Consider the following 13933-nt stretch of genomic DNA (forward strand, 5'->3'; position numbering starts at 1 on the left):
CACCTGGCATGTGTTTACATACCGCTGGCAACCGATGAACAAATGAAATCAGACTCTTAAAACTCTTTGAACAATGTACTTAGGGGTACTGCTGAAGGCCACATGCCCATCAAAGGGAAGAGGGTCGGCCTGGCAGCCTGGCTGATACTGTAAAATGAATACGTAGGAAAAAGCTAAGATGTACCGGGCTTGTAAGAGGTGCTTCTTGATAAGATCCTCATGCCCTTCATCGTCATCTTCAACACTGATAAGATGATCATTTTCTTCAGCCAAACCGCTGTTCTTAGTGATCATCCGCTCATGATCGGCCAGCAGGCTTTCAAGCTGCTGCGTTTTTCCAATATGCTGCCAGTAGGAATGGTTGTAGCTATGCGCACTGGCGTGCGCATCATTATTTCCGCCTAGAAGGTGAAAACACAGGTACAGGAAAAATGCTACTACAAACTTCATTTAGGGCCGTAAAAATAGTATATCAACCTAAAGAGTCGAAATCGGTTTGTGAAAATTCAGTGAAAGTGGGTTGGATGAAAGGCGAATAGGCAATCGCGTATGGTGAATGGGCAAAGGCGGGTGGTGGGTGGTGAGGGAAGCTGCGAGCTGCGAGCTGTGAGCTCCGAGCTGTGAGCTGTGAGCTGCGAGCTGTGAGAAGAGAAACGTCAAACGTGAAAGGGAAGCTGCACGCTACAAGCAAAACAGCCTCTTTATTGCGTGCAGCGTGAAGCGTACAGCGTGCAGCTTATTCATTACGTGAAATATAAATAGCTATTTAACAGGCAATTTTTTCGGAAGCCAAGGCGGATTGTTGCACCTTTGCACACTTCCTTACAACCACCATTTGTATTGCCAGACCTATGGGACTCCTGAATATTTTTAGAAATAAAGCTGATGATGCGCCAGAAGCAAACAATACAAAGAATGGCCAACTCAAACTGACAGGAGAACAAGAGGCCATTATTCGCTCTAAAGGAAACATCAAGATCAACGCCGTAGCCGGCTCCGGGAAAACCACCACCATTATCGAGTACGCCCGAACCCGCCCTGCTGGCTCCAAAATATTATACTTAGCTTTTAACCGGGCGGTAAAACTGGAAGCCGAAAAGAAGTTTGCTGCGCAAGGTCTTTCCAACGTAAAGGTAGAAACCGCACATTCTCTGGCCTATAAAAGGATCGTTTTCCAAAATGAGTATACCGTGCGATCGCAAGGGTATAAAACCCACGAGATCGTTGACATGCTCCAGCTAAAGGGCAATAGTGAAAAACACACTGAATACATTATCGCTAATCATATTCTCAAGTTTGCGGCCTATTTCTGTAACAGCGACAAGCAAAAAGTACAGGACCTGGATTACCGTCAGACAATTACTGATGATACAGCAACCGATTTTGTACAATCGCATTATGCCATTATTGAACATGGCACCCGCTTGCTGCTTAGCCGGATGTATAGAGGCACAATCGAGATCACGCACGATTTCTACTTAAAGAAGTTTCAACTGCAAAACCCGGTATTACCCTACGATTACATTTTATTTGATGAAGGGCAAGACGCCTCAGCGGCCATGCTGGATATTTTCCTGAAACAAAAAGCCACCAAGGTCATTGTAGGTGATACCCACCAGCAGATCTATGGCTGGCGCTATGCCATCAACTCGTTAGAGAAGGCCAATTTTAAAAGCTTCCACCTTTCCACATCCTTCCGGTTTCATCAAGACATTGCTGATTTGGCCGTTACTATATTGGATTGGAAACGTTTTTTTCAAGAGCAGCCTTCTGTAATAATGAAGGGAAAGGGGAAACCGGCAGAAAAGAAAGTAAAAGCCATTATTGCCCGTACCAACCTGGGCTTGCTGCTGAAAGCCATTGAATACATTACCACGCACAAACAGGTAAAGCATATTTACTTTGAAGGCAATATCAATTCCTACACCTATGCCGATGAAGGCACTTCGCTGTACGATGTTTTAAGCTTGCACAATTTTAACCATGGTTCCATTCGTGACAAACTTGTAGGCTCTATGAGCAACCTGGACGAACTGGAAGAATACATTGAAAAAACAGAAGATGTACAACTCTCGATGATGGTGGACCTGGTAAAGGAATACGGCAATGCTATCCCGGGTCTTATTAAAACCCTCAAAGAAAAACATACCGGAGATGAAGAGAAAGCAAAAGCCGAAGTGATCTTTTCTACCGTGCACCGTTGCAAGGGCATGGAGTACGACACCATAGAACTGGTTAACGACTTTGTTACAGAAGCCAAGCTCGAAAGACTGACCAAAGAAAACAAACAACCTCAAGACCACAATCAGGCTAAGTGGTACGAAGAGATCAATTTATTGTATGTAGCCATTACGCGAACAAAAGGCAGCATCAGAATTCCCGAAACCTTACTGCCCGCTGGTTTTGATTCTTCCCCTTTTATCCTTTCACAGGAAGTAAAGAAAGAGACTGAAACACAAGGCACCAATTCCTTTGCCCGCACATCACACACAGGCAGTAAACAAAACCAGGAATCCAACAAACACATTCAGGTCAGGGAACGACTGAAAGAGGAACCTAAACCCTGGACAGCAGGGGAGGACAGATTCCTGAAGCAGCTGTTTGAAGATGGCGTACACATTATGGAGATCGCCAAACGTCTGAACCGAAAAACAAGTATTGTATTATCGCGGTTAAAGAAACTGGGATTGTTGAACACCAACAAATTCTAATTGCGCTCCCATTGGATTGCGTGGCATTAGAAGTTTGAAAATCCTAATCACAAATTCCAAATACCAAATTCCTTCTGACTTAGCTCATCCATTCATTAAGCAGAGGCAAGACTGCCCCAAATTGTAAAGCCAGCAAGCGCCTTTGAACAAATATTGCTTTAAAATTATCCGCTTACGACGCGGCATAACTTTTTTAATTCTTTTCAATTCGAGAGTCCACAGCACTAGCAAATTCCACCTATTTTAAGTAATTTAATTAGAACGCCTAAACACCGAATTATGAAACCCAAGCTTCTACTTGTAGCACTTCTTGCCGTTTCTATTTCATTTTTATCTTCTTGCAAAAAGGACAAAAGCGACGACGCCGATCAAGTGATGTCAACGGAAGAAGTAGCAGCAAAGATCCTTGGCAAATGGTCAATCAGCAGTGTCCAATACAACAACCATTATAATGGGACCGATCATAAAGAAACCTATCCGGGCACAGCTACCGACTATGTGGAATTTAAGTCAGACGGATTGATGTATACTTCTTTCCGTGGTGTTACCGACATTTCTACTTACAAAGTGAAAAACGATAAAGTAATTACGATAGATGATGACCCTGCTTCTATTCAGGAAATTTCTGATAAAGTGCTTCGCTTGTATACCAAAGATGAAACCGGCACGTTTGGCTTTACAGAATTAATGTATAATCTAAACCGCTAGAACGGCCCCTCCCAGCCTCCCCAGGGGGGAGGAGAGCTAACGCACGCCCCCGCCCATCGTCAAACGTGAAACGTCAAACGTGAAAGGGCCTGGGCACAAAGCCAGAAGATCAAACATTCTTTACATAAGAAAGGCACTCCCTTAGTGGAGTGCTTTTTGTTTATAACCATTCTCTTTTTCTTCTTACGCTCTTTTCTCTCTTAGCTTTCTTTGCGTCTTTTCCTCTTAGCGCCTTTGCGTGAAACCTTTCTTCCTTGTCAACTTATTAACTTGTTAACCTGCCAACCCTTCTCTCCTCACAGCTCGTAACTCAAAGCTCATGGCTTCCCCTGTGGACTGTCGTCTGTCGACCGTGGACTCCCTTTCACGTTTCACGAATACTCACCACTCACCATTCACCATGGCTAGTCCTTCGTTACAGAAAAATTATATCCCCGTTTGGCCTTTCTTGGCTGATTGTTACTGTCTAATACCGGGTTTAACTGCGGTGGCCCACTTACCAGGCGTTGCTTCACCTGGTCCAGCAGGAAGGCATTTTCAGGTGTAGTTGTTACATTGGTAATATTTACCTGTCCAGTGGTTTCTATTTCATATGCCACAGTGATATAGTAAGTTTCCTTTTTAATCTTTTTAGAAGGGAGTACTTCGGTGGTTAAACTAGCTACCAGGGAGTCAGAATATTCTTTCCAGATCTTGGTGTTGGTCTTTACTGGTACCGGGGGAGGAACAGCGGCGGCAGCAGCGGCAACTGTCGCTGCAGCTGCGGCAGCAGTGTCGGCCTGTACGGCTGTATTATTATTGGAAGAAGCAACGGCAACTGTGTCGCCCTGTGGTGTAACTTTCTTTACCGAATCAACAGCAGCAACAGCCACTACAGGCTTAGCAGGTTCGGCTGGCTTCTTTTGTGCCGTATCGATTCTTGACTTCAGGTCATCTGTTTTGCGGAGCACCGTATTGGAATCCATTTTTAGCTTACCACCATACAGCAATTCCTTTAACGACTGCGCCTGGGTGGTTATGGAACCTGCAATAAATAATAGCACTAGTAAAATTGCTTTTTGCATATTCATTCCTTTAGTAAAACGATTGGCGGCTTGTGGCACGCATAACCGTAATTTAAAATGATAGTAAGTTGTAAAGAACCTTAACGTATATACCCGTGCTTTTCGTTTGTTAGCAGACTACTAAATCTGAAATTCCTTGCAGCTCATCAATCTTACAGCAAAAAACGGCCCATCTTATAAAGCAGGCTGATCTACAGATGACGCTGCTCTTTCAGTAGTACAACCGCGTCTTGAATTACATGTAAGTTACCATCTATTTTACCACGCAACGATACTGGTTTGCCACTTTCCATAACAAACCGTAGCTCTGGCGGCAAGTTGGCCAATTGTAGTTCTGCTGCATCCAAACAAGGACGCAAGCTGTAATGACCATCTACTTTGTAAAACTCAAAATCCACCTGATGCTGGTGAATAACACCACCTGAACTTTTATAAGGAACAGCAATGCTAACGGTTGTGATCTTACTATTCATAACAACAGATTTTAAAATACAAAAGGATAGACTGTTACACACATATAACAAGCCTATCCTTCAACACATAATCTGAACTGTAAGAATCGTGCCATCTCAATGTAGTGTTGAGTTAGTTTTTTTCAACACCTCCTTTTTTAGCACTTTCTTGTGTATTGCTATCACCTAGAGCTTCAATGACTTATGCTATGGGCCTTCTAATCCTGCTAAAATCATTGTAGCTTCAAGGTCTGTAATATCCCCAATGACTCCGGTCTTTATCACGGGCGGAACAGGATATATGGGCCGCAGGCTCATTAAGAAATTAGTAACGCAAGGCTACTCTATAACGGCACTTGTGCGCCCGGGCAGCGAAAGAAAATTACCTCAAGGAGCTAAAGCTGTTGTCGCTAATCCTTTTGATGCTTCTCAGTTCCAGGCATACATTCCAAAGGGCGCCGTGTTTGTACAGCTGTTGGGTGTAGCGCATCCATCACCACGAAAGAAAGAGCAGTTTCGCCGTATTGATCTGGCCAGTGTTAAAGCTTCGGCCAATGCAGCAGCGGCTGCCCATGTTTCTCATTTTATCTATGTAAGTGTGGCTAGGATGGAAACAAGGGTTATGCAGGATTTCCAAAAAGTACGTAAGGAAGGAGAAAACGATCTCCTCTCCAAAGGATTTCCTTGTACGTTTATACGACCCTGGTATGTTTTGGGTCCGGGGCATTGGTGGCCGTTGTTGCTTTTACCCTTTTATGGCATTGCCCGTCTTATACCCGCCTGGCGGCAGAAAGCAAAAGCCTTGTCGCTAGTAACCATTAACCAAATGATACAAACCCTTGTGCATACTATTGACTCCGCACCACAACACCTACGCCTTATTGAAGTCAGTGAGATCAAAAGATGCAAGTAAGAAGTATAAACCATGCATTCTTTGAAGACAAACAACCGGCAACCTTATTTTTTTAACCATAAATAACTATTACAATGAAACCAATTATTTACGGCCTGCTTACCAGTGTTACCGTAGTACTTACAGCTTGCAACAGTCAGCCTGCCAACAAGGACATGGCCGATAAAGATAGCGCCGGCGCTACCATGCCAATGAACAATGATGAAGAGGCCAAAGAAGAACGTAACAAAAAAACAGCACTGGAAAGTGCTGAAGCCATCAATCAACACGATGTCAATGTTGTTTTAAAAGATGCCGCTCCTGATGTAGTGGATTATAGCGACGGTGCCATGCCACCGACCAAAAGCAAGGACAGCATTAACGTGATGATCTCCAACTGGATGAAAGCTTTTCCAGATGTAAAAGGCAGCAACCTGAAAGCGGTAGCCGATGGTGACTGGGTGGTAGTTTGGGGTGATTGGAATGGCACCTGGAAAGGTGACTTCATGGGTCAGAAAGCCACCGGCAAGTCGTATAAAACCCGGGAGGCTGACATCTTCCGCTTTAATAATGAAGGTAAAATCATTGAACACTACAGCGCCTCTACCTGGCCGGCAACAGCTATGCAGACTGGAATGAAAATGCAATGATTAGCTATTGAGGAATGACAGAGGATAGTTGACAGGTTAACAAGTTGATAAGTTGACAAGGGAAGGAATAATGAACAAGGAACAAGGAATGATGAAGGAAGAAGGGAGGAAAGTTGCGAGCTATGAGCTACGAGCTGTGAGAAGGGAAAGGGAATGTTCAATTTTCAATGATCAAGGTACAATAAAAGATAACAGAGAAGAAGCAACAAAGACAGATGATAGAGGACAGTAGGCAACCATTAACTGTCATCTGTCCTCTGTCAACCGTCCACTCTCTACCGTCAACTTTTAACCGCGCTATAATTTCTCCAGTACCTGAAGCATTTTTCGGCAAATAGCTTCATCTGGCAATGGATCGTTACCAGCTTCCATATTCTCTACTGCATTCTTTGGATTAGAAGTGCCTGGTATAACACAGGTAACAGCAGGATGAGCGATAATATACTTCAGGAAAAACTGGCTCCAGCTATTTATTCCATAATCTTCCGCCCATGCGGGTAAGGATTTTCCTTTTACCCGCTTAAACAAAGTACCGGTTTCAAAAGGTTCATTGATCAACACCGCTACGCCTCTTGCCTGTGCTGTCGATAGCAATGACTGCTCGGCATGGCGCTCTTGAATGGAATAATTGAATTGCACAAAATCTATCGGCTCTTCATGCATTACTTGTTCTAACTGCGCATGAGCAGAACGGTGATAATGCGTTATACCAATATAGCGAATACGCCCTTCTTCTTTTAACTGCCGCAGGGTACGCAGGTGTGTTTGCCAGTCCACCAGGTTATGTATCTGCAACAAATCCATAGTTTGCCGCCGCATCTTTTGAAAAGAAGAATTGATCTGTTGCAGGCCACTCGCTTTGCCTGTGGTCCATACCTTGGTAGCATAAAAGAAATCATCAGCTATAAGTAAGTGACTTGTAAGATCGCCAACCACTGCTTCGGCCCTGCCATACATAGGTGAGGAATCAATGACGCGGCTACCATGTGTTGCCATCTGCGTTAATACTTCGGTTAGTTGTTGCCGTTCTTGTGCACTAGCCCCTATATCAAATTGTTGCCAAGTGCCAAGGCCAATAACAGGTAATGATTCGCCGGAAGAAGGTATGATTCTTTGAAGCATTTTTATGGTATGAATATAAGCTGCAAGCTAAACGCTTCACGCAACAAACAGCCATCGTGAAACGTGAGACGTGAAAGGAAGGCTGCAAGCTACAAGCTGCACGCTGCACGCCAAGAGTCAACCTCTTTTATAGTTCTCTTCTCTCTTTATTGAACATTGATCGTTGAGCATTGAACATTCTCTTCCTTCTTCCTTCATCATTCCCTGTTCCCTGTTCAATATCCCTTTCCCCTTAATCCTTTCCCTTCCTACTAATCCTAGGTCTCACTAATTCAACCCAATATGCCCTTTACCTTTCTTAGCCTGTTCCTCCATTAGCTTTTCTAAGGTGATGTCTTCACCGATGCCGATCACTTGTTTTACCACTCCATTCTCTTTTTTAAAAATACTATCCTTGGTGCGGAAACAGCGGAAGCCTTTGCCCACCCAGATGCGAAACTCCAATTCACGCACCTCTCCTTCTGCCAGTGTTGTCATCTCATTCATATAGGTGGTACGCTTAGGCAGATCTTCTGGGTGGATGATGGCCTGGAACAAGTGCGGCCCCATGGCATATACATATTCTTCGGTTTGACCTATCAGTTCGTTCACCCGTTTGTTGATATAAGTAAAGCGCTGTTCCTCCAGGTCAAATACATAAATAAGATGAGGGGTTTTATTAGTGACCTGCTCCAGGAAATAATGTTCCTCCTTCAGCTCCTGCTCAGCATTCTTTAGCTGCGTAATATCGTGAAGAATAGCAATGATCTGCTCTACTCCACCTTCTTTATTTCGCCTGAAAACCCCGCGACGCACCTGCACCCAGCGTATCGATCCGTTCTTATGCACCACACGGTATTCACTATCCTGTATCTCGCCATCCTCTAACGTAGACAGGGCCGCCAGTAACCCGGCTTGTATGTTCCAGTCGTCCGGATACACAAGACGCTGAATAACACCAATACCAAAGGCCTGCATTTCAGCAGGTGTGTAACCCAATAATATTTCTACTTCAGGATTAGCAAAGACATTGCGTTGCTCACGCAAGTCAAAAATAAATACGGTTTCAGGTACGTTACTAACCACACGCTCAATAAAGTTAGACTGCTCATTGATCTTTATCTCCGACAGCTTTCGATCAGTAATATCGGTTATCAGGGAAATAATCAGAGCCGCTTCGCCGGCACTATTTCTACTAAACACTTTACTTTTAAGCCGAATCCAACGCTCGCCAGAAGCCGTCCGCAGGTCAACTTCTTTAATCTCTCCGTCGAGCAACTCCTTTCGCTCTTCCAGGAACGCTTTTACTTTCTCCTGATCATCAAAGTGAATCAGTTTTTCTACCCGTTCCACATGCCGCAAATTCAAGCTTGCTCCTTCATCCTCCGCTCCCCAAAAGGCATCGTGATTGGCATACAAAATCTTATCAGTAACGACATCATAAATCGTGATAAGATCAGGGACAGTGGAAGTAACTTCTTCTATAAATGCCTTGCTCTCTTTCAATTCATGAGTGCGCTCTGCTATCTGCTGCTCCAACGAAGCATTGAATTCCTTGAGTTCATCCTGGGCTTGCTTACGTTCAATCAGGTCAGCCATCTGGCGGGCCAGTACATCCAGTAAGCTTAACTCCCGTTCTGCAGGTTCATGCGCGCTTCGCCAGTGAGTGGAGAGCATGCCCAATATTTTACCAGTACGGGAAACAAGTGGTGTGGATTGCACGGCCTTAATGCCCGATAAGCGAAAAGCCTCGAAGTTTTCCGCATCAAACATAGATTTACAGCTATGCACATCCGAAACAACAACACGCGCTCCCTTGGCGAACGCCATACCGCAGGATGTGGTAGATTCTAACGTTATCCACTTCCAGGTCTTGGCCGATTCTGGCGAGAAACCTTTGTATGTCAAAAGCAGTAGTTCATTCTTTTCAGAAGAAAGCAATTGTATACTGCCCATATCGGAATCCATAATGGCAATGGCAGCATCCAATATCTGATCATACAGTGCATCAATATTGTCTTCATCAATCAATTGGCTGCTGGTATGTTGCAGCTGCCTGGTGTCAGCCATTTCTTCTGCCAGTTGGGTTTGGGATTGCTGCAAGGCTTCTTCGGCGCGGATGCGTTCCTGTGTCTCACTGTGACGAGAGATGATGACAGCAGCCGTTTGGGTTACAATATCGGCGAGTTCAATATCTTTCGGTGTCGCTTCACGAGGCCATTGGAAGTACATGGCAAACGTACCGACAGCCTTGTTTTCTTTCGTTTTAATAGGAAATGACCAGCAGCCACGGTAGCCGTACTTCTCTGCAACAGAAGTCCAAGGCTTCCACCTTGGTTCTTCAAAAATATCTGAAGTCAGTACAGGAAGGCCTGTTGGCACAGCCAATCCGCAGGCAAGCGAATCTTCCCCTATAAGAAATCCATCTATTTCATCGGCATAAGCGTCCGGCATGTTTCCGGCTCCACGGATGTTGTATAATGCTGTGCCTTCCGCATTAGCAATATAAAAGGCCGTTCTTGCCTCACCCTTTGTTTCATTTATGACCATACTGGTCAGGACGTTGAGCGAATGATCAAGCGTGGCGCCATTAACGGTTGCCAAGAAAGCTTCTTTCTGCCTGCGCATCCGTTCTTCATTGATCCGCAAAGCTTCTTCTGCTCTTGCTCTTTCCACCGCAGCCCAGCTACGCTCAGCCACTTCCTGCACCAACTCAATTTCGCTTTCCTTCCACAGCCTTGGCTCTATGTTGTGAACAGCCAAAGTAGCCACCCATTCTCCCCCTTTCACCAACGGCATCGCTACATAGGCGCCTATATGCGCTGAAGCAAGCACGCCCCGTTCATCTTGAGATATCGTTGGGTCTGTAGCCGTGTCATAACATACCTGCACCTTTCCCTTGCGGAATCCTTCTACCAAACGTTCACCAAAGTCGAGATGACGAAACTTGCCTGTCATTGGTGGTAGCCCATCACCATGGCTATGGCTGATATATATAAACTCTCCAATCGTTTCGCCGTAATGAGATTGATTCGCCTTCAGATGTTCACCCAAAAGATCAGCAGCTACCGCCTGTATTTTTAGAGGATCAGGGAGCGAGCGAAGCGCATCGTTCAACTTCAGTAAAAACAACTGCCTTTCTTCTGTTTGTTTGCGCTCCGTAATGTCGTCAAAGACCACTGCCAGCAAATGCTCTGCTCCTTCTAACGGAGAGGCATAAATCTTATACCAGCGATTGATAGCACCTACATAATTTTCTGTCCTTGCCGGTTGCCGGGTTTGCAACACGCTGTTATAAAAATTGAGCCAAAAAGCTTCAACATCTCCAATGGCCTCGCTTACCTTTCTGCCTTTTGGGTTAAAACCACTTTGCCGCTCAAAAGTCGGGTTTACATCTAGATAAATCCAATCAATGGGTTTGCCTTCACGGTCGTATAACATTTGAATGATACAAAAACCTTCATCAATAGAATTAAAAATAGCATAATAACGATCGGTTGCTTTTTGTGCTGCTTCATCTTTCAGTTGAAATATTGCCTGCTCGGCTTTTTTGCGTGTGGTTATGTCTTCTGTACTGGTTACAATACCATCACCTAACTTCACAGCAACAATACGACGCCAATTATCCAAGCCATCATTGGCATAGTGCACTTCAAAATCCTGCGGCACATTCTCTTCAATCACTTTTACATACCGGGCAAACATGCCGGATTCTTTTAGACCGGGATATTCGTCCAAACAGCGTTTACCCACCAGGTCTCTGCCATCATTATATTGCTTTAATGCTTTATTATGAAGCACCCATTCAAAATCAATGATCACATTGTTTTCATCACGAATGGCCTTGTAAACTGAAATGCCCGTTAACGAGGCATCGACTATAGATTGCAGTAATGCAGCACTATCCGTCAGTTGACGAGTGCTGTGCTTTTTGCTTAGCTTCAATGGCGGGTTACTTTCCTCCTCTTCAATTCTCCAGCCCTGGCTAATGGCCCACTGCGAAAGCTTTTCTAATACATTTGTTTTATCATCTCCATTCTTTGAAAAAAGAGTGGTATGGAGAGTTACTTCTGGCATAAAATACAAAAGGCAAGGTGATAAGAAAAGAAATAATGTGCAGCTATTCTTGGATCAGTTCAATGAGACTCTTCGACCAGATTGTGATGGACACATCTTGCTCTGCTGAAACTACAGGCTCATACATTCGGTTACGCCATTCCGGTAGCTGTGCAAAAAATAGCTTCTCGCCTTTTGCCATATCAGCCAGTACCAGGTCATCAGGCTCAAGGGTAATTACTTCATAAGCTTGTTTGCCTTGTATGAAAAGGTAGTTTTTTTTCTTTACTTCTTTGATCTCCCAGGCAGAGGTCTGCACCAACGCTTCCCGTGGTACAGGTGCCGGAGCTTGTTTTATAGTCATACAATGATCTTCGTCTACAGTTACCTCAAGATAACTGGTAGGCGTATGTTTTTTTACACAGCCAGAAGCATAAAACGCCTTATAGCTGCGCCATGTTCCTATAAAATGGTGACTTCTCATGCAAGCCAGGTTATTCAAACTTTATTAAAAAATAAGCTAATTCTACCGTTAGGCCAACTATTTTTTATCGCTGAGGATAACTAAGATTTTGGGATGGCAATGATTAAGAGGAAAGGAGAAAGGAAGGAAGAATGAACACGGAACAAGGAAGGATGAATAGTGAAGGGAGGAAATGTTCAATGCTCAACTTTCAATACTCAATGTTCAATGAAGAGAGGAGGAGTATAGGCTTATCTAAGGATGAGTAGTGAATGTGGAAGGCAGGTAGAGGGCTTTTTCTGTGCAGTTGGTACGGACTTACCTACAGAAGAGGTACAGAAGAGGTACAGACTAGGTACAGGAGAGGTACAGACAAGGCACACCCCCAGCCCCTAAAGGGGAGCATCCACGCATAGGAGGCCTTCTTTTAAATGTCAAAGGACAAATTCCAAATTCCAGTTATATGAGTCTCACTTATAGAGGAGTTGCAGAGGATATCCTCCTCTCCTCTTTTTTAACCTGTTAACCCTTTCCTCTTAATCCTTCCCATCCTACCCATTCTAGTTCTACCCTCATTGCTCTACCAGTTCTTCTCCACAATGCGGGCAGCGGGCGGGCAACTGTTTCTTTGTCTTCCGTGATTCTTCCAGAAACCCGGAAGTAATAATACCGGCAGGTAGTGCAAAGAGGGCTACACCTATCAACAGGATGATACCTGTAAGAATTCTTCCCGGAATGGTTATCGGTATCAGGTCGCCATAGCCAACGGTGGTTAGCGTAATGATACTCCACCAGAATGTATGTGGTATGCTGGTAAACTTGTTCGGTTGGGCCGGATGCTCAAAGTAGAACATCAGGCAGGAGGAAATGATCAGCAAAAACAGGGTGAGCGCCAGGCTCAGTAACAGTTCATTCTTACGGGAACGGAAAACGGTAATGATCAACCGCGATGCTTTCATATAAGAGGTCAGGTGAAAGACACGTAAAAGCCGCAGCAGCCGTAGTATTTGTAAGGCCCGTAGATCCAGTCCAATAAATAGGTGAATATAAAAGGGCAGAATTGCCAATAAGTTGATCAATGCTTCATTGGTCCCCATGAACCGCAAGCGGCCATAGAAGCTGTGCTTATAACGAGGATCGGCAGTAGCGCTCCAAATCCGCAGTCCATATTCTACCGTAAAGATGACTACCGACACCATATCAAAATAGTGAAAGAATAAGTGATGGCTCACATAGATAGAGGGCACCGTTTCCAGCATTACAGCTAATACATTCGAGAGAATAAGTACAATAATAAAAAGGTTCAATAAGCGGTCAGCCAGGGTATTACCCAGCGCCGGATGCAGCAATACATAAACTTTTCTTTTAGTGGACTGATACAAGTTGGTAAGAAGGAAATAGGAGTATAAGTTACAGCGAATTATGGTATTTGAAAAGGGCAATTGGCTATACGCTACACGCAGAGAAAAGGAGGAGAAGAGTATTGAACAAGGAACAAGGAAGGATGAAGGAAGAAGTAGGAAAAATTCGAAAGGGGAAATTCGAAATGCGAAAGGAAGAAAGAAGGAATGTTCAATGCTCAATTTTCAATTATCAATGTTCAAGGTACAAGGTACAAGGAAGGATGAAGGAAGAAGTGGAGAAAAGGAACAAGGGGCAAGAAACAAGGAACAAGGGACAAGGAACAAGGAACAAGGCACAAGGGGCAAGAAACAAGGAACAAGAAAGGAAATGTTCAATGCTCAATTTTCAATGATCAAGGTACAAGGAAGAAGAATTGAAAATAGAAAAGCACTCCCTTAGTGGAGGACTTTTTCTTCAATCCATTCCTTCTTA

At 44.2% G+C, this 13933-nt stretch carries 12 protein-coding genes; 5 read left to right on the forward strand and 7 right to left on the reverse strand.

Going from position 1 to position 13933, the window contains the following annotated elements; all coding sequences use genetic code 11:
- Window positions 1-48: 48 nt before the first annotated feature.
- Window positions 49-450, reverse strand: a complete 402-nt coding sequence (locus tag SY85_RS13865; RefSeq protein WP_066405437.1) for a hypothetical protein — start codon at window positions 448-450, stop codon at window positions 49-51.
- A 401-nt stretch (window positions 451-851) separates the two neighbouring features.
- Between SY85_RS13865 and SY85_RS13870 the strand changes: the two genes are divergently transcribed.
- Window positions 852-2711, forward strand: a complete 1860-nt coding sequence (locus tag SY85_RS13870; RefSeq protein ID WP_082886452.1) for a UvrD-helicase domain-containing protein — start codon at window positions 852-854, stop codon at window positions 2709-2711.
- Window positions 2712-2990: 279 nt separating this feature from the next.
- Entirely contained in the window at window positions 2991-3419 is a 429-nt protein-coding gene (locus SY85_RS13875; RefSeq protein ID WP_066405439.1) for a lipocalin family protein, read from the forward strand.
- Between the two features lie 404 nt (window positions 3420-3823).
- Here SY85_RS13875 and SY85_RS13880 read toward each other — a convergent pair whose 3' ends face one another.
- Together SY85_RS13880 and SY85_RS13885 are read right to left on the reverse strand one after the other, a co-directional pair.
- Complete coding sequence (locus SY85_RS13880) at window positions 3824-4483, reverse strand: hypothetical protein (protein WP_148661196.1); 660 nt, start codon at window positions 4481-4483, stop codon at window positions 3824-3826.
- A gap of 191 nt (window positions 4484-4674) precedes the next feature.
- Window positions 4675-4956 (reverse strand): hypothetical protein, encoded by a 282-nt coding sequence (locus tag SY85_RS13885; RefSeq protein ID WP_066405443.1) that lies wholly within the window; start codon window positions 4954-4956, stop codon window positions 4675-4677.
- A 244-nt stretch (window positions 4957-5200) separates the two neighbouring features.
- Here SY85_RS13885 and SY85_RS13890 point away from each other — a divergent pair, with 244 nt between their 5' ends.
- Together SY85_RS13890 and SY85_RS13895 are read left to right on the forward strand one after the other, a co-directional pair.
- Window positions 5201-5848 carry an NAD(P)H-binding protein gene (locus SY85_RS13890; RefSeq protein WP_066405445.1) on the forward strand — a complete coding sequence of 216 codons (648 nt, stop codon included), beginning with the start codon at window positions 5201-5203 and terminating at the stop codon, window positions 5846-5848.
- 74 nt (window positions 5849-5922) lie between these two features.
- A complete protein-coding gene (locus SY85_RS13895; RefSeq protein ID WP_066405448.1) occupies window positions 5923-6477 on the forward strand; it encodes an ester cyclase in 555 nt (184 codons plus the stop codon).
- 297 nt (window positions 6478-6774) lie between these two features.
- On the opposite strand, the gene SY85_RS13900 is transcribed toward SY85_RS13895, so the two are convergent.
- The 4 genes from SY85_RS13900 to SY85_RS13915 form a co-directional block, all read right to left on the reverse strand.
- Window positions 6775-7599, reverse strand: coding sequence for an aldo/keto reductase (locus SY85_RS13900; RefSeq protein ID WP_066405453.1), 825 nt, complete (start codon window positions 7597-7599; stop codon window positions 6775-6777).
- Between the two features lie 267 nt (window positions 7600-7866).
- Window positions 7867-11655 carry a PAS domain S-box protein gene (locus SY85_RS13905; protein WP_148661197.1) on the reverse strand — a complete coding sequence of 1263 codons (3789 nt, stop codon included), beginning with the start codon at window positions 11653-11655 and terminating at the stop codon, window positions 7867-7869.
- Between the two features lie 43 nt (window positions 11656-11698).
- A complete protein-coding gene (locus tag SY85_RS13910) occupies window positions 11699-12118 on the reverse strand; it encodes a hypothetical protein (protein WP_066405456.1) in 420 nt (139 codons plus the stop codon).
- Window positions 12119-12669: 551 nt separating this feature from the next.
- Complete coding sequence (locus SY85_RS13915) at window positions 12670-13446, reverse strand: ion transporter (protein WP_099459387.1); 777 nt, start codon at window positions 13444-13446, stop codon at window positions 12670-12672.
- A gap of 73 nt (window positions 13447-13519) precedes the next feature.
- On the opposite strand from SY85_RS13915, the gene SY85_RS13920 reads away from it, so the two are divergent.
- Window positions 13520-13900, forward strand: a complete 381-nt coding sequence (locus tag SY85_RS13920; protein ID WP_066405460.1) for a hypothetical protein — start codon at window positions 13520-13522, stop codon at window positions 13898-13900.
- The last annotated feature ends 33 nt before the right edge of the window (window positions 13901-13933 follow it).

Origin of the sequence: Flavisolibacter tropicus, from assembly GCF_001644645.1 — a bacterium.
In the GTDB taxonomy this organism is placed as follows: domain Bacteria; phylum Bacteroidota; class Bacteroidia; order Chitinophagales; family Chitinophagaceae; genus Flavisolibacter; species Flavisolibacter tropicus.

Excerpts from the sequence above, each read along its gene's own strand:
- SY85_RS13895 (WP_066405448.1), top strand. The coding sequence starts at position 5,923 with ATGAAACCAATTATTTACGGCCTGCTTACCAGTGTTACCGTAGTACTT.
- SY85_RS13900 (WP_066405453.1), bottom strand. The coding sequence starts at position 7,599 with ATGCTTCAAAGAATCATACCTTCTTCCGGCGAATCATTACCTGTTATT.
- SY85_RS13885 (WP_066405443.1), bottom strand. The coding sequence starts at position 4,956 with ATGAATAGTAAGATCACAACCGTTAGCATTGCTGTTCCTTATAAAAGT.
- SY85_RS13910 (WP_066405456.1), bottom strand. The coding sequence starts at position 12,118 with ATGAGAAGTCACCATTTTATAGGAACATGGCGCAGCTATAAGGCGTTT.
- SY85_RS13905 (WP_148661197.1), bottom strand. The coding sequence starts at position 11,655 with ATGCCAGAAGTAACTCTCCATACCACTCTTTTTTCAAAGAATGGAGAT.
- SY85_RS13880 (WP_148661196.1), bottom strand. The coding sequence starts at position 4,483 with ATGCAAAAAGCAATTTTACTAGTGCTATTATTTATTGCAGGTTCCATA.
- SY85_RS13920 (WP_066405460.1), top strand. The coding sequence starts at position 13,520 with ATGGTATTTGAAAAGGGCAATTGGCTATACGCTACACGCAGAGAAAAG.
- SY85_RS13865 (WP_066405437.1), bottom strand. The coding sequence starts at position 450 with ATGAAGTTTGTAGTAGCATTTTTCCTGTACCTGTGTTTTCACCTTCTA.
- SY85_RS13875 (WP_066405439.1), top strand. The coding sequence starts at position 2,991 with ATGAAACCCAAGCTTCTACTTGTAGCACTTCTTGCCGTTTCTATTTCA.
- SY85_RS13890 (WP_066405445.1), top strand. The coding sequence starts at position 5,201 with ATGACTCCGGTCTTTATCACGGGCGGAACAGGATATATGGGCCGCAGG.
- SY85_RS13870 (WP_082886452.1), top strand. The coding sequence starts at position 852 with ATGGGACTCCTGAATATTTTTAGAAATAAAGCTGATGATGCGCCAGAA.